Here is a 21,510-nt window from a genome sequence, read left to right as displayed (position 1 = left end):
AGGAAAAACACATAGAAGGCGAGGACTCAGTATTATGAAGATGAAAGCACATCGAATTGTAGCATCTCTATTGTGTGGTCTTATGGTTTCCTTTAATATGCTCCCAGTTCTGCCTTATGGTGAATCTACTGCCCATGCAGTCGAGGCGTTTGTAAAGAAATTCGATTTCGGTTCAGCGAACAGCCCGGTCATGGCAGGCTATAATCAAGTTCATGATCAATTGACCTATACGCAGGAACGGGGATATGGGCTTGAAACAGCGCTGCCAGCGGGTGCCTCAAGGAATCGATCAGGCGGTACGGATTTGACGAACGATTTTATTCTGGGAACGCCCTTCACATTTTTAGCGGACGTGCCGAACGGCAATTATAACGTGACGATTTATTCGGGCGATCTGCTCGCAGGTACGTCCACAACGAAAACGACGGTTGCCCTCGAAGGGGTGACGAAAGGAACGATTTCAACGAAGGTAGCTATTGCACAAGCAACCTACAGCACCACGGTAACTGACGGTCAATTAACAGTTGGCATCTCTACAGGATACAGCGGCACAGGCGCTGGCTATTTGAACGGTCTAGTCATTGAACAGGTGCCTTCGGCGACGGCGCCTTCGGCTCCTCAATCACTCGCTGTAACCAATATTAATTCCACTCCTGGTGCAGCTTCCGTATCACTCGGTTGGAGCAGCGTAACGGATTCGGTCTATTACAACGTGTACCGAGCGACGAATAGCGTCACGAATTATGATTTTATCAAACAGGTGACGGTAAATTCTTGCACTGATACGGCTGTTTCTGAAGGAAATACATATTCTTATCAAGTAACTGCTCTGGGTGCAGGTGGTCTTGAATCTGCGGCAAGCAGCCCGGTAACAGTGGAAGTGAAACAGACAGTTGCAATTCCGGCTGTTCCTGCCAATTTGATTGTAAGTGGTGTCACTTCGGACAAAGTGTCCTTGCAATGGTCAGCATCGAATGGAGCAACGGGTTATACGGTATTCCGCTCGGATTCTGCGACTGGAATTTACACCGAGCTCGGCAAGGTAACATCGACAACGTACACAGATTCCACGGCCGACACATCGGCTGTTCACTACTATCAGGTAAAAGCAACAAATGCGGCAGGGGTGTCTGAAGCCTCGAATGTGGCAGCAAGCACGGTATATGTTGCCCCTAATATGCTTCCGTCTGGACTACCGTTGAAATTAGACTTCGGTCCTGGGGCCGTAGCTGATGGCTATTTCGGCATAACGACTCCAGTGGCCTACTCAGACCAGCTGAAATACGGGTTTGCCAATCCTTCGCTCGTAAGCTCTGGTAACAGCGGCACATCGGATCCATTGAAATCCGATTACCTAATGCCAGCTGGCACCTCCTTCAATGTGGATCTGCCGAACGGGGATTACGCTATTACGATTATGGCAGGTGATGCCAATGCGGCAACTGAAGTGGCTGTTTCTGTAGAAGGAATGACGGCAAACAAAATTGCGCTCACACCTAAGGCAGCTGGTGAGTATTTGGAGCAGACGTTCGAAGTCGCCCTGGTTGATGGTCAGTTGAATATTAACTTCTCGGGTTCTGCGCCAAAAATTAATGGGCTTGTTATTTCGAAGTTAGAGGATCGAGTGGCTGGGGAAATGCCAACGGTTTACATCGCAGGGGATTCTACGGTACAGACCTACGATTCCTATTGGAAGCCTCAAGCCGGTTGGGGGCAGATGATTTCCCGCTACTTTACTTCCGACATAACCTTCAGCAACCAGTCCATCGGGGGTCGCAGCAGCAAAACGTTCCTCACGGAAGGCCGTTTGGATAACATTTTGCGGGCGATCAAGCCGAATGACTACTTCTTGATCCAATTCGGTCATAATGATGCGACGATTTCCGTCCCAGAACGGTATGCATCTCCCGAGGATTATAAAAACTATCTGAAGACATATATCAATGGCGCTAGGCAGCGTGGAGCTATACCGATTTTGGTAACGCCTGTCGGCCGCAGGGATTTTAACGCGACAACCGGCATCTTCAATGTCAGCTTCCCGACCTACGTAGCTGCGATGAAAGAACTTGCACAAGAAATGGATGTAAAACTCACGGATCTCAGCGCATTAAGTCGTGCGTACTATGACACTATCGGCCCAATTGGAACGCTTGCTGTCTTCCTGCATGTACCCGTTGGTACCTACACCGCCTTCCCGAGCGGTAATGCGGACGATACGCACTTCCAGGAATATGGTGCAATCCAAATCGCGCGTCTTCTGTCAGGCGGGATTAAAGACCTGAACATTCCACTTTCCGCCTATGTCACGGATGTTGCACCGCCTGCTGCAGTTCCATCGAAGCCGATCGGTGCAGTGGCAAGCAGTGTGAGCAACGCAGGAGCTGTTTTGACATGGAATGCAGTAGAAGGTGCGGATATTTATAAGATTTATAGAAAGTTAGCATCAGACACTGCTTACGTCTTAGTGGGTACGTCGACAGTTCCGACGACTACGATTCAAGGTATGACGGAAGGGCTAACCTATGACGTGGTCGTTACAGCAGTTAACGGCAAAGGGGAGTCCGAGCAGTCAGATGTCATCGTCATCAAAACAAAGCATGCGACGATCAAGTTCGACTTCGGTTTGGCTACCTCTCCAGTTCAAGAGGGTTATACCGGCGTTAATCTTTCCAGCACTTACACAGCAGCAAAAGGCTATGGCATCAAGGACCCAACAGGAATGATTGGACGTGATCGTGCTACCGGTACGGACCTGCTCCGTGATTGGCTCGGCTACTTCAATGTCGGCTGGGAATTCATGGTGGATCTGCCAAATGGTCTTTATTCCGTTAAACTCTACGTTGGCGATTATCTGGGAAGTGCAAGAACGACCGTTGCCATCGAAGGTACAGACTTTGGGACCGTTACAGCGGGCAACAAATCCGTCGTTGAAAAAATTATTTCACAGACTTCCGTTAGTGATGGACAAATGAACTTCAAGTTCGGTGGTGCAACCGCGATCGTAAATGGTTTGGAAATTACGCCGATTTTAATGGCGCCTACAGCTCTGAAAATCGATGCGAAGAACACAGATCCGGAAAGTCCTTCCGTTTCCCTGTCGTGGACCGGGGTAGAGGACGTCGCGAAATATAATGTTTACCGCAAGGTAAGCGGTACGTCGAAATTCCAACTGATCGGAAACACAACCACTAGCACTTATGTTGATAACACTGTTGATGTGGGGATGGAATACGTATACCAAGTGACGACAGTGGACTTGGCCTCAACGGAAACCGGCCCATCCACATCTCTCACCGTATCCATGATTGATCCAAATGTTCCAATTCCTGCGATACCTGTTAATCTTCAAACGGTGAGCGTGAATAAGAATGATCTCACCCTTAGCTGGGATGCAGTTACTGGAGCAAAAACGTATAACATTTACCGTGCTGAGGCAAGTGGCGGTACCTACGAGTTGATTGGTAAAGCCAGTCAATCCAGCTATACAGATACGACAGTACTTACGACGATTCCTTACTATTACAAGGTTTCAGCCGTGAGCGCAGGCGGAGTATCCGGGCAGTCCGAAACACTGGCAACTCCAGCTATCACCGTACTGAATCGGCAAGCCGAATATCTCGATCGCGCGCTTGTAGCGGTCAAACAAGATATTGGTGTCTATGTAGGCTGGAAAATGCTTGGCACAGACCCATCTAACATCGCATTCAATCTGTACCGCAGCGGTGTCAAAGTAAATGCAGAACCGATCACAGGTGCAACAAATCTGCTCGATGAAGCGGGAACGGATACATCTGTATATCTTCTGAAAACCGTTATCGGAGGTAACGAGAAAGTGGCTTCGAAAGAAGCATCTGTATGGCAAAATAATTATATGGCCATACCGCTCCAGAAACCGGAAGGCGGTATCACGAAATCCGGAGAAGCCTATACCTACAGCGCGAACGACACCAGTGTCGGCGATGTGGATGGCGACGGCACGTACGAGTTGATCGTGAAGTGGGATCCGTCCAACTCCAAAGATAACTCTCAGGCCGGATATACCGGCAACGTTTATGTCGATGCCTACAAATTGGACGGTACTCGCCTGTGGCGTATCGACCTTGGACCGAACATTCGCGCTGGAGCGCATTACACGCAGTTCCAGGTTTATGACCTGGATGGCGACGGCAAAGCAGAAGTTACGTTCAAAACAGCAAATGGCACGATTGACGGAACAGGTATGGCTATTGGTGACGCAACCGCCGATCACCGGAACAGCAGTGGTTATGTACTGGAGGGACCTGAATATTTAACCGTCTTTAATGGTTTGACAGGAAAAGCAATCGCAACGACGGATTACGATCCGCCTCGCGGAGTCGTTTCGGATTGGGGCGACCCTTATGGCAACCGGGTGGACCGTTTCCTAGCAGCAGTTGCTTACCTCGACGGTGAGCATCCGAGCTTGATTTTCAGCCGTGGCTATTATACAAGAACGGTGATTGTTGCTTACGATTTCAAGAACGGCGCATTGACGAAAAAATGGCGTTTCGATACGAATGATGAAGGACTTGGAACAGCCTATACAGCACAAGGAGATCATAACTTGTCAATCGGCGACGTAGACGGCGACGGCAAGGATGAGATCACGTTCGGGGCTATGGCCATCGATGATGATGGTACGCCGCTATATAACACCGGACTCGGTCACGGGGACGCGCAGCATCTGGGCGACCTGGACCCTTCCAGACCAGGGTTAGAATTTTTCAATGTGCATGAGCATCTGGATTCCCCTTATGGCATGGACTTCCGAGATGCGAAAACGGGTGAAATTCTCTGGGGCGTGTGGACGGGGATTGATACCGGACGCGGTATGTCGGCAGATATTGATCCGAACTATTTGGGCGAAGAGGTGTGGGCTGCAACGATCACGAATGCTCAGCATATTCCTCTCACAGGCCTTTACAGCGCGAAAGGCGAATTGATCAGCACGACCATTCCAAGCTCAACAAACTTCGGCATCTGGTGGGACGGCGACCTGAACCGCGAGCTACTAGACGCCAATCACGTTGATAAGTGGGACTATGTGAACCATACGACGAACCGGTTGTTTACAGCAGAAGGGGCTTTGTCAAACAACAGCACGAAATCAACGCCGAACTTGCAGGCCGACCTATTAGGAGATTGGCGAGAAGAAATCGTGTGGAGAAATACAGACAGCTCAGAGCTGCGCATTTATACGACGAGCACGGTGACCAATACAAAGCTGCGTACGCTAATGCATGATCCGATTTACCGCTTAGGGGTCGCTTGGCAAAATACTGGTTACAACCAACCGCCTCATACAAGCTTCTACCTTGGAACAGGCATGGTGGAACCGGCTGCGCCTCATCTTACCATTGTTAACGAGCCCGTGCCTGTCATACCACCAACGACTACCGATGACGCTCCTGCAGGCTGGGTGAACAAAGAGGTAACGGTAACGCTAACCGTTAGTGACAGCGGATCCGGCGTTGGCGGCACCTACTACACGGTAGATGGCGGTGCAGAGCAGCAAGGTACTTCCATAATCATCACAGAAGAGGGTACGCATACTCTCACTTACTGGAGTGTTGACAAGAAGGGTAACGCAGAATCTCTACATACGGTAATCGTCAAAATTGACAAAACAGCCCCTACATTAACTCTGGTTCTGGATCAAACTGCTTTGTGGCCGGCAAATCACAATATGATTCCCGTGAAAGCAACGATTAGCGCAAATGATAGCCTTTCTGGCAACTCATCTGTTGTTCTTACATCCATTACAAGCAACGAACCTGATAATGGGTTAGGAGACGGAGATACGTCAGATGACATTCAAGGAGCACAAATCGGGACATTGGACACGGAATTTATGCTTCGATCAGAGAGATCAGGTAAAGGGGATGGGCGCACATACACTATCACCTATACGGCTGCTGACTTAGCAGGAAACACAACGACCCAAACAGCTAGCGTTTTAGTTTCCCAACATTCATCCGGCAAATAATGATGTCAGGAAGAAATGCCAATTTGGTGATTTAAATTCGAAAAACCGGGACTCCTTGGTAAAAAAGGGGTTCCGGTTTATTATTTTATTTCCAATCCAGCTGCGGCTTCGCGTGTCTGGCGTGGGTAAAGCTCTAATAAGGAGATTTGCAGGTTATTATTGTTGATCTTGCACTTTGGAAGCAGGCTTAATCCGTGGTCACTCGTGGAATAGGCTTGTTTTTGTTCTAATAGACACTTCGCGAACATACGTGCTATAATTGGAAGATTCTGAGTGTCATCATAGATTGGAGATTAAGTATGAATCATTCATTACTCCGGAATCGGACATTTGTTTTCATGATGATCGGAGAAGCCATTCAAGGCGCAGGTATTTGGACAAGCATCATTGCCAATTTGCAATTTATGCAAAGCCACGTCCCATCTGATTTGGGCAAGAGCTTGATCTTGATGTGCGGTTTATTTCTCGGTGTACTTATTTCGCCGCAAGCCGGGGTGTGGGCAGACCGCTATGATAAGAAAAAAATATTGCTTATATCAGGCCTTGTCCGCTGTCTGGCTCCGATTGTCATGTTTGCGGCTATACACTATCAATCCGTCGCCATTATGCTGTTATCCGTCGTCATCATGCAACTAGCGGCTACTGTTTATATGCCTACCGTACAAGCAGCGCTGCCTTCCGTCGTTCCGGCCTCCGAGCTGCTTAAAGCGAACAGCTTAAACTTTAACGTGATTACAATAGCGAGAATCGGCGGTACTGCTGCAGCAGGTATATTGGTATCCATGATGAATTTGTACACGGTCTACGCGCTGTCGCTTGCTTTTTATGTCATTCTCGTGATGCTTATTACACAATTGAGGATTCCAAATGCTGCGGATTCCGCGGCTGCAAGAAAGCAGGAGAAAATCCGCTTTACGGAGTTATTTCCACTCATTCGGGCAGAACCGTCTATATTCATCGCACTTATCAATAGCGGAGTTATTACCTTGTTTCTAGGCGGTTTTAATTTGCTTGTACTGAAGTTTAGTCAAATTCAGCACAAACCGGAACTGATGGGTTGGATCTATTCTTTAGAAGGCACGAGCATTTTGATTGCAGGTCTATTTGCAAAGCGTGCGATCGGCATGCGGAATCTGGTAACCAGCTCTACGCTGTTTATGTTATTATTTGCGCTTTCTTTTGCAGGAATGTCCTTCAGCGAGAGCAGCTATGCGGTTCTCGGCTCTTTCGTTATGTTTGGTTGCGCAGTCGCTTTTTTCTTTCCGATGGTATCTACACTCTTCCAAATCAAAGTGCCCAAAGAAGCACAAGGCCGCTTTTTCTCGTTTCGAGGCATGCTTGACCGCGTCATGTTCCAGATTTCGCTGCTTGCGACCGGCGCCTGTCTCGATTGGTTCGGGATCTCTACATTTTTACTGACACTCGCCATTATTACAATATCAAGCGGGATCTTGACGTTGTTCATTGCCAAACGAAAATCAATGGACGTCCGGCAACCGAGCATTGGAGACACGGTTGTTGGAAATAAATGAGTCTAGAGAACGAACAAGCCCCGATCCTTGTAGGAATCGGGGCTTTATTCGTCGTGACAAGGACTACGGAATTACTACCGAGTTCTTTTCCTGCAACGTGCTGAGATCGTTCGCTTTGATGAATCCGTTCGAGACGGTGTACAGCGTCTCGCCGATATAGAGAACGCGCTGTACCTGCTTGTCGCCGGCATAAACGTATTGTCCGGCTTTTTGCAGATCTTCCTGAGTAAGGTGGGTTATGCCGCCACGGAACTGGAAGCCCTTTTCCAAATCAAGGTTGTAGACGTACGCGCCTTGGAAAGCAAAATTGCCGTATGCGCTGGCAGGCTTCTTCGAATTGTTTGTAGTCTGACTCGGGTCGATTTTCATTACGTTAACCGGGAAGGAAAGCAGATTTTTTTCCTTGTTAAAGAGCAAGGCACGGTAATTATGCAGCAGCTCGGAATCCGTACCGCGGTCCCCGATTAGTTCCTTAAATTTCTCCTTCGGATTATTCACATCGGTTACATCGAACAGCGCCACTTTCATGCCTTGGTAATAAGCAATAGACTGCGGTCCATTCGGATTTTTGTTGTCGACCTCGGTCGTATCTTTCCCGAAGCCAATAATGTGGTTTTCGTCATAAGGATGCAGATAATCGCTGTAACCAGGAATCTTCAACGCACCTAACAATTTCGGCTCAGCGGGATCTTTTAAATCTATGACGAATAGCGGATCTGTGTTTTTAAAAGTAACCATGTAAGCCCGGTCGCCCATGAAGCGAGTGGAATAAATCCGCTCTCCTGGAGCGATGTTTTCGATCTTGCCTTTCTCTTTCAGGTTCGCGTCAAGTATGAAAACATGGTTCTTTGAAATTCCCTCATCCGTCCGACCCATTTCGCCTGTAGTTGTAGCAAGCCGGAAATGGCCGTTATGCTCATCCATGGAAAATTGATTGAGTAAGCGTCCGGGCACCTTGCCAGTATGTTTGTACTCTGCTTTACCTGCGTTCAGTCCGAATTGATAAATGATCGTTTCCTGTTGGGGAGGTTCAACAGGAGGGCTAGCTCCGTTCGGCTCACCGACTCGTATGCCTTGAGCAGAATCACCAGCAGGCATCCTCATTGGTTGGATTCGCATCTGTTCATAATTCGTAACGGCCATATACAAGTTCTCTTCGGATGCGTACACGTTCTGGCCTGAGCCGAGGTAAGAAGTGACATTCATCGTCTGCTTCAATTCATTCAGGTTGATGCCTCCGATGAGAACATAGTTAGGATCCAGGGCTTTCGGCAAGTAATAGACCTGATTTAGCGGAATAGAGGTAAAGGAGTCGCCTGCCGCCGAATCTCGATAAGCAGGAGCTAGCCCAGTCTTCGCTTCTTCTTTATCCGCCATTTCCCGGTATTGGTAGTAATTCACGTGCTTATTGGAGATAAAATAAAGCGACGATCCGATTTTGCGGGAAGAAACGTAGTTTCCTTCAAGCTCAGCTTCCTTCAGAAGCTTCAGTCTGCTCCGGTCGGTGAGGTCGTAAACCATGACCTTCGCGGTTCCCTGAGACCTCATCGGCAGGATCATTTTCTTCTCTGTGACGCCGCCTGCCCCGTTATAAGGGACCGATTTATAGTTCTGATAAGAATTACCAAGCACGATCAGATGCTTGTCGTCCACGTAGATTTCACTTGGCTGGAACTGGGTGTCTTGATTTCCCGGGAAATCAACAATGCTCAGCACTTTCATCTGGTCGGCGGGATAAGCCTGAGTGACTATGATACGCTGCTTGTTTACTGTATAAATGTATGTTCCATCTGTCTTGACGACATCGGATTCATCCACGCCTTGCACTTGCACGTTCGTGCCGGAGTAGCCGGGTGCCGCTGTACTGGCAGAATCTTGGACCGTAACAGAAACACTGTCACTTGTTGGTGCCGAAGCGTTGCCGAAGGATTCCGATTTAGCTTGTTTGGTTATTAAGCTGATTCTGGCGGACCCACTACTTTCATTCTGCGTCAAAAGTGTGACCAAGTGGTCATAGGTACCGACTACCGGCAAGCTGTCAGCTTGCTTCGTGACGTTCACTGAGCTGGTTGCCGAATCCCAGCGAACAACATGATTTGCGCTTTCCATAAAGAAGCGTAGCGGAACGTACATAGAACCATCTACCATTTGCGTGCTGCCGTAAATGGTGTTTGCTTTACCGTTCACGTAGGCATAATCCGAATTCAATGGCAGCTTCAGCTCGAACCCTTTACCAGTAACAACCGCAAGCCGTTCTGTTTCATTCCATGTCACTTCCATGCTTAAAGCCTTTGCTAGATCCCGAACAGACGCCATTAGAATACCGTCTATTAATTTAGGCTGCAGCGAGAATGCGATCGGCTGGCCCTCAAACCGGACCACTGGTGCCTGATCGGCGTTAGTGGTAACGGGGACAAAGGCGGATGTTAAGATCGTAGCGGAAAGCAAGAGGCCGGCGACCAAACCTTTTTTCTTCATCTTCTTCATCCTTTTCTTTTCATAAGTTTTGAGGGTTTCCATTATTTTCATCTATATCCTCTTAACGGATGAGCTTTCTGATTTGTTTCAGCGATTCGAAAATATTTTTATTTGTTATCCAAACCAGCAATTTACAAGGAATGATGGAAATGGCATTTACAATTAATCTATTTGTATTTAATACCGTGTAAATAAAAAAAAATTAAACTAATCATATAAATCAGTCACGAAGGGAGAAAACTCATGGATATCAACTCTTATGCCTTGGAAAAAATGATGGCTCAAAGAAAAGCGGAAATCGAACAATCCGTGCCGATGGAATGGGATTTAGGGAAAGTAAAAAAAGAAAACGAAACAAGTTGGTTGATGAAATTGCAACCTCCTTTTATCAATAGAGTTGGCTTAGTTCGGTAATATAGTTATGGAGCACGCTTTTGCAGTTGCTCTTTTTTTAATTCTTCCGCCTGAGTACGCTGGTTAAAAATGAAGTAATTATGAAGCCAGAGGATTATCGCTACTTGCAACGAATACTTTCAAAAAATCCCTAAATTGAGAAAGGATGAAATAATGAATATGAAGTCGCCTATCATGAAACTGGCAGCATTGGCATTTACCATTTCGCTCACTCTAAGCACTGTAACACCCGCTATTGCCAATGGGGAGGGATCTTCGATCATTGGAAAGGTCGCCATTTCGGAACAAAGTTACTTTGAATTAAAGCAAATTCATTTGACGACATCTCAGAATAGTAAGCTGGCTGTAATTCAAATATCGATTCACAATGGAGGCAGCAGCGCATTAAAAGTGATCGATTATTGGATCCGCTTAAAAAACAAATCAGGCAGCCAATTTTCCGCACGTTCACTTCCTTCTGATAAAGACAAGACTTATGTTGCCCCAGGCTCGAGTGTGGACATGACTTATTATGCAAACGTGAATGAAAACACGCAGCTTCAAGATTTGGTTGTAGAGTTTATGAATTGGGATTTGAACCGGACAAAATTCGAAAGAGTGCTCGGTGAAGTCTCCGTACCCGATACTTACACGGATGTGACCCCATCCCAAGAGGGATCGATCTTTCGAGTGGGAGAAACGGACTTAAAAGCTTCGATCAAGATGCTCGTCAGCAACAAAAACGAAAAATATCATGTGCCTACCGTTTATTTAACACTAGAGAATGTAGGTTCTAACGCGATTACAATTCCGGCCTACCTATTTTCGATTCGCACACCGGAAGGACTTCTGTATCCTTTGGAAGCGAAAGGACTCAAAGATTTAGCTATCAAACCGAAAGAAAGCAAAGAAATCCAGTTATCCGGAACGATTCCGATTGCCGTTTCTTCGGATCATTGGGAGCTTGTCATAACGGAAACTGCCGCCGATTTGAAAATCAACCTGCCTGTGGCAGCATTTCAGCTTCCTGCCGCAACCTTGAATCAAGGCGGTTCCATCGGCAAAGCCTACTCTTTCACAAGCAAATCCGGCGTTTATACGGCTGAAATGAATGCTTTATACCGGCTCCCATGGGAAGATCAGGATATAGTGAGCGGAGATATTACCTTAAGCAATAAAGGTCCGGATACACTGTCCATACCGAACTTGACCGGATACTTTCTTCTAGACGATGCGGTTAAAATCGAAGCCAATGTCGTGCAAACGGCGAATGTAGTCGGTATCGCATCCGATTCGTCTTTGAATTTGCAAATGGTAGGGAAAATTCCTTATATATCGAAGTATTCGCGAATGAAGTTGGTGCTGCAGGAGAAAGAAAGCGACACGGTCACAACGGATGTGGTTGAGTTTACCAGTCAATCCGATCTGCAGGCGATTCCCTTCCACAGTTTGGATCAGCCGTACATCCTTGACGATGCGGGTAGAAAGACCGAATTTAAGATCCGCAGCCTTAATCGCTATACAAGCCAGACAAGCTCATTGGTTATCGCACAAGTAGAAGCGACGAATATGGAGAAAAGATATACGGCGCCCACAAAGCTAGTCGCTCATTTCAGGGCAGCTGACGGAACGGTGCTTCCAGCTTCGGTTGCCGAAGTCAAAAATAAAGTAAGTCCGAATGGCACTGCACTGCTGAACGTATCGGCTTCGCTCCCTAAAGGGTTTTCGACGGAAAACATGCACCTGATTATCGGTGAGTCCGTAACGGAAGGCAAGCTGACGGAAAGCGGCGGCAAACCCGATTCTTACGTGAAACCCGTGGCATTCATGCTTCCTGAAGTGAAGGCTGAAGTGAAGGACTCACTTAAGAACGTTATCGTATACCCTTATCAGATTTCACTCTATCAATTTGGATCAATGGTCGAAAACAGCACGTTTACCCTTAAATTCAATTATGAAATCAGCCGCGAAGGCTATCTAGAAACGAATGTAGACGGACACAAGCTGGTACTTGTGTTTGAAGATGGTGGCGGAGAAAAGTCGTTTGAGAAGTCGTTCGAGATGAAGGATTTCGATCCAGTCGAAGGTGAAACGCCCGAAACCGTGGGGACGAAGCTGAAAATCGGTAAACATGAGAACTTTAAAATACAAGTAACAGATGCCGATTTGATATTCAAATCTTCTTTCTTGAAGCAGTATAAACTTAGTTTATACGAAGAATTTCAAGGGCAAAGAAAGCTATTGGCGACCCAAAAGGCGGACTGGTTCATTACAACGGACTAAAGTATGGAGCATTTGAATCGGAGCGTCAGGGTCTTCGCATTTATCTCAATAAAACCTTTATTTGGAAATAACACACAGAAAACATAACAAGGTTAATATAATCATGATTCATCCTTCTAGTCATCCATCTGTGATTGTTCCACTCCTTCAAGAAGGGTTTCAACTATTCATCTCATGCTTTTGTACCAAGAAGCTTTAGTGCTTTTTGGCACAAAAGCATACATTTAGATACCTAAAGAATGGGGAGAGAATGATCGTGTTGAGAAAAGCGCTTTGGGGAGTATTGGTTGTCGTCCTAGTGATTGTTGCAGTACTAGTTACAGGTGTTTTAACCTCAAAAGGAAGTACGGCGGTTGCCGTAAAAGTCTCCACAACGAAAGAAGGGAATATAACGAAAGAAGTATTCGCGAACGGTAAGATTGAGTCAAAAGTTATCAAGGAGCAATTTGTAACATCCGGCGGTATCATTGAGAAAATTCACGTCAAAAAAGGCGATCCTGTCAAAAAAGGTCAAGAGCTGCTTTCGTTGTCCACGACGGATTTGAATGCGAAGCTGAAACAAGAGAGGCATCAACTTCAATTGAATCTCGCTGAGAAGGAGAAGTTTCTGAAAGATCAGGAAAAAGTGAGAAAGCAAACGCTTGAAACGGTGAAAAAAGAAATGAGCGAAACAGGCTCAGCTGTGAGTTTGGAATCCTTTGACGAAAATAGTGCTGTTGATGAGAAATTGTACGATCTAAAGATTCAAGACGCAGAGTCCAATATCGATGACATCCAAAAAAAGCTTGAAAAGAATCAATTACTTGCTGATATCGACGGTATCGTGAATGGAATTTCCGTTAAAGAAGGACAAGAGATCACTCTGGGCACATCATCATTTTTGATTACAAACGTGTCTCAATTACAGATCAAAGCGAACTTGGCGGAAAACGATGCCAATCTAGCTAAAATAGGGATGAAGGTTAAGGTATCGGGCGACGCATTCACGAATACCTATGCAGGAAGCATTTCCTATATATCACCAGTTGCCGTCACATCCGAGCTGGATGCCAAGGAGTCAGTCGTTGAGTTCAGGGTCGATCTCGAACAGTCGGATGTAGAGCTTCGTCCCGGATATAAAGCGACCGTTCAAATAACCATCGAGAACGCTGCTCACCATATCGTACCTCTTAGCGCTGTAAAGCGGGATGGTCAACAGTCTTACGTATTTAAGGTTGTTGAGAATAAAGCTGTTCGAACCAACGTAAAGCTTGGGGAGGAAAACGACGAATTTATCGAAGTTCTCGAAGGACTGCAACCGGGTGATCAGATTATTGAAGGACCTTCCGCTGACGTGAAAGAAGGCGTGCAGGTGGTAATAAAATGATCGCATTGGAGGGAATTCATAAAGTTTATCGCAACGGCGCCTTGGAAGTTCAAGCCCTTAAACCGACGAATCTGACGATCGAGAAAGGGGATTACGTAGCGATCATCGGACCTTCGGGATCTGGCAAATCGACGCTTATGAACATTTTGGGCTGCTTGGATATTCCAAGTGGCGGTACCTATAAGTTGGATAGTCAAGAAGTCCAATCGTTGACGGAAAAAGAATTAGCCAAGGTTCGGAATAAGAAGATTGGTTTCGTGTTCCAAAATTTCAACCTGCTCGCCAGGCAAACGGTTCAGAGCAATGTGGAGCTCCCGATGCTGTACGGAGGCGTTGCCTCTTCGGTTCGTACGGAACGGGCAAGCAGCTTGCTGGAGAAAGTCGGCTTGGGAGGGCGCGTTCATCACCGCCCGAGCGAATTGTCCGGCGGACAAAAGCAGCGTGTCGCGATAGCAAGAGCGTTGACGATGAATCCAGCCATACTGCTGGCTGATGAGCCGACTGGAAACTTGGATCAAAAGTCGTCTCATGAGATCATGGGGCTATTCACTCAGCTGAACGATGAAGGATCTACGGTGATTGTCATCACCCATGAAATGGACATTGCCGAGCATGCCAAACGCATACTCCGCTTCGGAGATGGGGAAATCATCGAAGATCGCCGAAAGGGAAGTGAGCGATAGTGAGTATATGGAAAAATCTTTTGATTTCCTTGGACAGCTTGCGAGTGAACAAACTCCGTTCCTTGCTTACGATGATCGGCATTATCGTCGGCGTTGCCTCCGTCGTCTTGGTTGTATCTATCGGCCAAATAGGCAAAGGCTCCGTCGTATCGGAGCTCGCTAAATATTCCCCTGGCGTTTTCTTCGTAACGCCGTCCACTAGCGCGACGAAAGCTGATAAAATCCAAATAACGATGACGGATTTAAAGCAGGTGAGCAGGCTAGAAGGCGTTCAAGCAGCTTCAGGTTCATTAGGCATGACCATGGCTTCCAAATCGGGGGACTCGACCATCATTTTTAACGTGACAGGCACGTTTGCGGACATCGTCAAATTTATGAACTTGAAAACGGAATCGGGCCGATTTTTTACCGTAAGCGAACAAAAGTCGCGCCAAAAGGTGATCGTCGTAGAATCGGACTATGCAATCAAACAGTTTGGCTCCGCAGAACAGGCTGTAAACCGAAAGATCACGTTGGATGGGAATAAATACGAGATCGTTGGAGTGTACAAGTCCGATAAATCGATTTTATCAGGGCTGGATGGTAATAATTATTCGGCTTATATGCCTTATGATTCGTTGCCCCTGCTCAAAGAGGGTACTAACAATGAACTGGATTCACTAATGGTGATTGCAAACACCGCGGATTCCATGCAAAAGGACAAGGCGGGAAAAGCGATAACGAGCCATTTAGCCAAAGCGCATAACGCAGAGAGCGGTGATTATGAAGTTCAGAAGGTAGAGGATTTCCAGCGAAACCTCGATGTTGTTTTTAATGTCATGCAGATTCTGATCGGTTCCATTGCCGGCATTTCCTTGTTAGTCGGCGGTGTCGGCGTCATGAATATTATGCTAGTGTCCGTTACGGAGCGCACGAGGGAGATTGGTACCCGCAAAGCAATCGGAGCTACGCCCGGGCTGATTTTGCAGCAGTTTATGATGGAGGCGATCATTCTTTGTTTTCTTGGCGGGGTGGTTGGCATCTCAATCGGCGTACTAGGTTCGTTTGCCTTCTCGCTGATCACTAAGTGGCAATTCGTTTTGTCAGGTTGGACGATCATAATCGCTTTTGGATTTTCTACGGCTGTAGGTCTGTTCTTTGGTTGGTATCCCGCTAAGAAGGCAGCCAACATGCAGCCTATTGAATCTTTAAGATACGAATAAGCGAAGTAGGAGGGTATGTATCTGCTTACGCTGAAGGTTTTTGCTATGCATCTATCGGAAGAGCTGGATAGAAAGAAGTTTGATCGGATGTTTCATCAATTATCGCTGGAGAAACAAAGCAAGGTCCGGCGGTTGTTGAAATATGATGACGCTGTTCGCTCGTTGGTGGGGGAGTTGCTGGTCAAATATGCGATTAGCACAATGACCAAGCTGCCTCGGCATAAGATTTTTTTTAGCATAAATGCCTATGGCAAACCCCACCTTGACGGCATAGATTCCGTCTACTTCAATGTCTCACATTCTGGAGACTGGGTCGTCTGTGCCATTGATTCAGATGCTGTGGGAATCGATGTTGAGAAGATTCACTCGATTGATATGCAAATCGCCCGTCAATACTTTTCCACTTCGGAGTATGAGCAATTAATGACTGTGCCTATCTCACATCGTTTGGCCTATTTTTTTGACATTTGGACGCTAAAGGAAAGCTTGATCAAAGCAGACGGGAGAGGGCTTAGCCTCTCTTTGGATTCGTTCAGCATCAACAAGCAAGGTTCCGATATTCAGCTGACCGCCGGAGACGAAATACCAAAATATCATTTTAAACAATATGAGATTGATCCAGCCTATAAACTATCCTTATGTGCGATATCCGGGCATTTTCCTGATAAAGTCATTCACGTTGACGTTGGCACGCTCTAGACATAAATTTCCAATCCTATCCGAATTCTTATATTATGTGCTTAATTGGAACATAATGGCGAAGATGTCCGGAAGGGAGGGCTCCATGCGCATATTCGAGATCATGATGCTTGTAAGCATTGTAATGCTATGGATTGCTGATAGATGGGTTAGACGAAAAGAGGTTGGCGTAGCAGGCTGCTTGGCAATAGGAGTTGCCCTTCTTCATTTCATTTTCGAGGGCTACAGATGGCAAATGATTCCGCTATACAGTTTGACGGCGGGCTATATGCTGTATTTGTTTGTAAAGGCAAGGCGCCATAAAGAGCGAAGTAAGCAGCTCCACTCAATTTGGAGCTTTCTGCTGCCGTTTTTATTGGTTGTTTCTGCAATACTGCCCATCCTGCTTCCCGTATTTAAAATCGACTCTCCATCCGGTCCTTATTCGGTAGGGACAGTCACCTATCATTGGACCGATGCGTCAAGAGAGGAAATATTAACGGACACCCCTAATGATCGGCGAGAGCTTCTTGTTCAATTATGGTACCCTGCTCAAATCGATCAAGCCTCATCTAAGGCACTTTATATACCTGAGTATCGTCAGTTTGGGCAAGCGCTGCAGCAGGAATACAAAATCCCTGCATTCATTTTCCACTATTTGCGCTATGTAAAAACAAACTCTTATGTGATGCCACCTCTCGCTGTAAAACAATCCCAATATCCGCTCATTGTGTTCTCGCACGGACTGCCAGGTACGCGGTTTACGAGCACGTCTCAAATGGAGGAACTGGCAAGCAACGGTTATCTGGTTGCCGCCATTCAGCATCCCTACTATGCCATGACGACGGTGTTTCCTGATCAGCGCATCGCTCCCAAGACGAATAAGCTTCCTGCCGTAATCGACATTGACGGTTGGGATCGAATGATCGAAGTATGGGTGAAGGATGCTCAGTTTGTACTGGACCAATTTGAAAAGCTGAATAAGCAAGACCCGCAGGGTTTGCTAACCGGAAAAATAAACGTGGATAAAATCGGCATGCTGGGCCATTCCTTTGGAGGGGCGGCAACGATTCAAACGCTCTATGCTGATCAACGGGTAAAAGCCGGCATCAACATGGATGGAACTCCATTCGGCAAAACCATTGTAAACGGCCTAAAACAACCCTTCATGCAGATGAAGACTGAGGTTGTAGAGTCGAACAAGGATGTGGAACCGACCGAACAGCAATTGGCAAAGATCGGAGTTACCAAACAAGCATACGACAAATATAAGACGGAGATACCGATTCGAAATCGCGTCTTGTTCGGAAACGGTGGCGGTTATGCGGTAACCATCCGTGGGATCAAGCATATGAGCTTTACGGACTATTATTTATGGTCCCCCGGGCTTCGCCTCATGGATAGCTTGAAATTGTCCCCCATGCAGGCACGGCATATCATTAATAGCTACGTACTCGCATTTTTCGATAAATATTTGAATCAAAAGGCATCAACTCTTTTGGATGAACCGATGCCACCATTTAATGAAGTAACCGTAGAGAAAAAATGACTCGCAAACGTGAACGGTGACCCGAAAGATGGACACTTTGAAAAAAGTGACCTTTATCGGGTTTTTTTTCGTTAATAATCAATGAATAAGAACGGTTGAGGATTACATGAATAAATCGAATGATGTTGTATAAAGTGCAACAATTCTGCCTAGATCCCACCTCATATCCCTTCGATGTTGCATAATGTACAACAATTTAGCCCCATACAGGCCATTTCGCGACAAATGGGTTCGAAATGTTGTACAAACTACAACTCTTACTAGCAAAATAGCCTTTTGGCTTGTGAATTGTTGTAGAAACTACAACATTGGTAATCACGGTAGCCCATCGTTATCAATGGACATTAAAAAAGATGACTCCCGGCGAATACCGGAGCCATCTTTTAACAGCTTAATCTAGGGTCTTTCTTTAAAATATCCACGAAAAGGGTCCAGTTTAATAATGCGAAAGAGCCGTTTTTTCATGTATGGCTTAGTGTCTGTCACCCTTCTCATCGATGTAAATGGAACGAATTAGCGTTCTTTCGAAAGGAACACCTTTCTCTGTTTGTCCCTTTACGACGAATGAAGCTTGGTACACACCTGGACTGCTAACGTCAGATAGATTTACATCACTGTCTGAATCGATGGTTGCGAGATTTTTTAATTTGGTTGTTTGTTTTTTGTCGGCGTTGCTGCCCTCAGGAGTAAAGTCAACTTGATATTGGACTTTAAGCTTGTCTCCTTGCAATGAAGCCTTATCGCGCTCGACCTGAATCTTTGTCTTGTCATCGTTTAGCTTCAGTCGAATGGATTTGTCCAAATTTGAATCATATCGGACTGTCATCAGGTAGCCGCCTGATTTAAGGCTGTGAGTCCTAAGTGTCCATTCTCCTTGTTTGGGATTATTCACCACGGCAATGTGATGCCAAGCGTTTTTGAACACCTGCTCATCTTGATAAGATTTGACATTTATGCTCGTTTGACCGCCTGAAGGGGAAATCAGTTCTACTTGATCTTCTTTCTGATCGGAGATCCAGTCCACGGTAATGCTTTTAACGTCGTTCTCAACAAGAAAGCGTTCGCTGGCAGTTCCGCTGTGCGCTCCGCCACGTACTAATAAATTGCTTGCTGTCCCGACCGTATTCTCTTGCGAAGCATCAGATGGTTTATTGCTTGCAGACGTGACGAGGTCGCTAGCTTTAGCTGACGCTGTGCTTGTAGCTGTTAAATACGGTTTGAATAAAGAGAACGTTGTGGATCCTTTGCGGATCGTATTATGATCCCAATCTCCGATCTTGACCATAGTTCCCTTAGGCACATAGGAACTGTTCACAGTAACCACACCGTCGTTATTTCCGAATAGCGACAAGTAAAGGCCGCCGGCAAAGTAAGAGCTGCTAGGTGATGAGGCCCAGCCTTTTCCAGCCAGTGTATAGAACTTATTGTAAGCACTATTGGCGTTCGAATCGGTAACAGAGCGGAAGTAGTTCATGTAGGAGGTTTGCATGGAATAAGTGGCGTCGTTTTTGTAGCCGATGAGCTCGGCTAGCCACCCCGCCCAGCTTGAATAAGCGAGATCGGCCAACTCGGAACCGTGATGCGGAGAGCTTAGTGTGATCACATTTGTAACGTAAGGATAAGCATTGTAGTGCACGAGAGCAGCTTGCGTATCCACGCCTCCCTTGCTGTGAGCGACGATCACAAGTTTCTTATTAAAGTATTGGGAGATGACGGCAATTTTTTGAGCTAACAGCTGTCCATTGTCCCACATATTTTTGGGAGTTCCGGCCGAATCGTTCAGTTCGATAAAAGCAGTCTGATAGCCGTTATTGTAAGCCGTTTGATACATGTCATTCGTGTCATACCAAGATCCTGCATTGCCCCCGAGTCCTTGTACGAATAAAATGACAGGCAATTTAGAATTCAAGTTGGCTGGGGTTACTCCCGGTGACCATGTGCCAGGGACACGGTTCAGGTTAGGGTTAGAAACGGCAGCGGTGGCAGGCGCAATAACGAAGCTTATGACTAGTATGAAAGCTAGAATGATGGAAGTGGCAAATTTCTTCATGATTTCATTCCTCTCATTTCTTAATATGAATCAACGAGTCGGCATTACGACTTCAAATGGGCTGGCCAGCCGATTCAATTATCTCATTATTTTCCTATTTATGTATTTTAATTGTTTATGAAGATCGGGCTTTTACATGCATTATAATTTATTTTTATAAAGATAATTTTAATTTAAATAGCAGAAGAGTTTGGTCTAAATAGGCTTTTCTCTATTGTTATTGGGGGTTTAATGCAGGTTACATCCCGATATTTCACCACGTTAACTTTCCTGTAATTAACAATTCGTTCGCATAAACTTTAATATTTACCATTATTTTCTTTATAAATATTTCTTATTCAGTTAACACTACGCTAATAATTCAGCATTAACTTTAAAGAAGTCAGGTGTACGTTTCTGGACAGGGGGGAAATAGCAATTTTTAGGCTAGAAGTGTTCTTTTTATTATAAAAACAATTTATTAGAGTGGAAGAGGTAGAGATATGACATCCAAACTTCATTCATGGTTCTTAAATGCAAATGTGAATTCCCGTGCCAACCTTCGATTGTTTTGCTTTCCATACGCTGGAGGAGGAGCTTCGGTATTTCGTGATTGGTCCCGTTTCTTCCCAAAGGATGTTGAGGTATGCTCCGTTCAGTTACCTGGTAGAGAGAGCAGGGGACTTGAATCCCCAATGACCTCATTGTCGCAAATTGTCCAAGCGATTGTAGAGGAGATTGGGCCGTTGCTACAAACGCCCTTTGTATTTTTCGGTCATAGTATGGGTGCATTGATTGCTTACGAAACAGCCCGCCAAATTAGTAGGAAATATGGAAAACAGCCTGTTCATCTATTTGTTTCAGGACGTTCTGGCCCTGGGCTACCTTATACGAAGAAAAAGCTTCACCAACTTGCGGATGATGAGTTCAAAATGGAATTGAAACGCATGAATGGCACTCCGGAGGCGGTGCTGCAGCATGATGAGTTGATGCAGCTATTGATGCCGAGGTTGAGGGCCGACTTTGAAGTATGTGAGACGTATTCTTACATTCATGATCAGCCGCTGCGTTGTCCGATATCCGCATTCGGTGGGAATGCCGATTATGATGTGAGCGTTCCTTCCTTGGCTGCTTGGAATGAACAAACCAATAACGAATTTTTTCTACATATGTTTGATGGAGATCATTTTTTTCTGCACAACCAACAAGAAAACATCATGCAAACGGTTTACGATAGCTTTCACAAAGTCCCTGCGAAACCGACCCAAAGGCAAGTCGTTCACACCGGTAACGTAATTTGGCTGTAGAGAACT

General features: G+C 46.0%; 12 protein-coding genes. 10 read left to right on the top strand and 2 right to left on the bottom strand.

What is annotated here, in order from left to right:
- Positions 1 to 34 precede the first annotated feature (34 nt).
- Together AC58UU_RS05855 and AC58UU_RS05850 are read left to right on the top strand one after the other, a co-directional pair.
- On the top strand, positions 35 to 6,004 hold the full coding sequence (locus AC58UU_RS05855) for a rhamnogalacturonan lyase family protein (RefSeq protein WP_497313838.1): 5,970 nt from the start codon (positions 35 to 37) through the stop codon (positions 6,002 to 6,004).
- A gap of 299 nt (positions 6,005 to 6,303) precedes the next feature.
- Positions 6,304 to 7,536 carry an MFS transporter gene (locus AC58UU_RS05850; protein WP_497313836.1) on the top strand — a complete coding sequence of 411 codons (1,233 nt, stop codon included), beginning with the start codon at positions 6,304 to 6,306 and terminating at the stop codon, positions 7,534 to 7,536.
- Positions 7,537 to 7,599: 63 nt separating this feature from the next.
- Here AC58UU_RS05850 and AC58UU_RS05845 read toward each other — a convergent pair whose 3' ends face one another.
- The gene (locus AC58UU_RS05845) at positions 7,600 to 10,065 is read right to left on the bottom strand and encodes a beta-propeller domain-containing protein (protein ID WP_497313835.1); all 2,466 of its coding nucleotides are present in this window, start codon (positions 10,063 to 10,065) and stop codon (positions 7,600 to 7,602) included.
- 192 nt (positions 10,066 to 10,257) lie between these two features.
- Here AC58UU_RS05845 and AC58UU_RS05840 point away from each other — a divergent pair, with 192 nt between their 5' ends.
- From AC58UU_RS05840 to AC58UU_RS05810, 7 genes are all read left to right on the top strand, one after another.
- Positions 10,258 to 10,428 (top strand): hypothetical protein, encoded by a 171-nt coding sequence (locus AC58UU_RS05840; RefSeq protein ID WP_497313833.1) that lies wholly within the window; start codon positions 10,258 to 10,260, stop codon positions 10,426 to 10,428.
- 174 nt (positions 10,429 to 10,602) lie between these two features.
- Complete coding sequence (locus AC58UU_RS05835; protein ID WP_497313831.1) at positions 10,603 to 12,690, top strand: hypothetical protein; 2,088 nt, start codon at positions 10,603 to 10,605, stop codon at positions 12,688 to 12,690.
- Between the two features lie 256 nt (positions 12,691 to 12,946).
- Entirely contained in the window at positions 12,947 to 14,056 is a 1,110-nt protein-coding gene (locus AC58UU_RS05830; protein WP_497313829.1) for an efflux RND transporter periplasmic adaptor subunit, read from the top strand.
- Entirely contained in the window at positions 14,053 to 14,739 is a 687-nt protein-coding gene (locus AC58UU_RS05825) for an ABC transporter ATP-binding protein (protein ID WP_497313827.1), read from the top strand. Before AC58UU_RS05830 ends, AC58UU_RS05825 begins: the two co-directional genes overlap by 4 nt.
- Positions 14,739 to 15,941 (top strand): ABC transporter permease, encoded by a 1,203-nt coding sequence (locus AC58UU_RS05820; RefSeq protein WP_497313825.1) that lies wholly within the window; start codon positions 14,739 to 14,741, stop codon positions 15,939 to 15,941. Before AC58UU_RS05825 ends, AC58UU_RS05820 begins: the two co-directional genes overlap by 1 nt.
- 15 nt (positions 15,942 to 15,956) lie before the next feature.
- Positions 15,957 to 16,640, top strand: coding sequence for a 4'-phosphopantetheinyl transferase family protein (locus AC58UU_RS05815; RefSeq protein ID WP_497313823.1), 684 nt, complete (start codon positions 15,957 to 15,959; stop codon positions 16,638 to 16,640).
- Between the two features lie 85 nt (positions 16,641 to 16,725).
- Positions 16,726 to 18,168, top strand: coding sequence for an alpha/beta hydrolase family protein (locus AC58UU_RS05810; RefSeq protein WP_497313821.1), 1,443 nt, complete (start codon positions 16,726 to 16,728; stop codon positions 18,166 to 18,168).
- A 472-nt stretch (positions 18,169 to 18,640) separates the two neighbouring features.
- Here the strand turns inward: AC58UU_RS05810 and AC58UU_RS05805 are convergent, their stop codons facing one another.
- A complete protein-coding gene (locus tag AC58UU_RS05805; protein ID WP_497313819.1) occupies positions 18,641 to 20,218 on the bottom strand; it encodes an esterase/lipase family protein in 1,578 nt (525 codons plus the stop codon).
- 482 nt (positions 20,219 to 20,700) lie between these two features.
- Between AC58UU_RS05805 and AC58UU_RS05800 the strand changes: the two genes are divergently transcribed.
- Positions 20,701 to 21,504: a thioesterase II family protein gene (locus AC58UU_RS05800; RefSeq protein WP_497313818.1), complete on the top strand. Its 804-nt coding sequence runs from the start codon at positions 20,701 to 20,703 to the stop codon at positions 21,502 to 21,504.
- The last annotated feature ends 6 nt before the right edge of the window (positions 21,505 to 21,510 follow it).

It is taken from the genome of Paenibacillus sp. JT22N1 (genome assembly GCF_059692155.1).
Note: the sequence above shows the minus strand (reverse complement) of the source record. Positions and strands in the feature narration are given on the sequence as shown.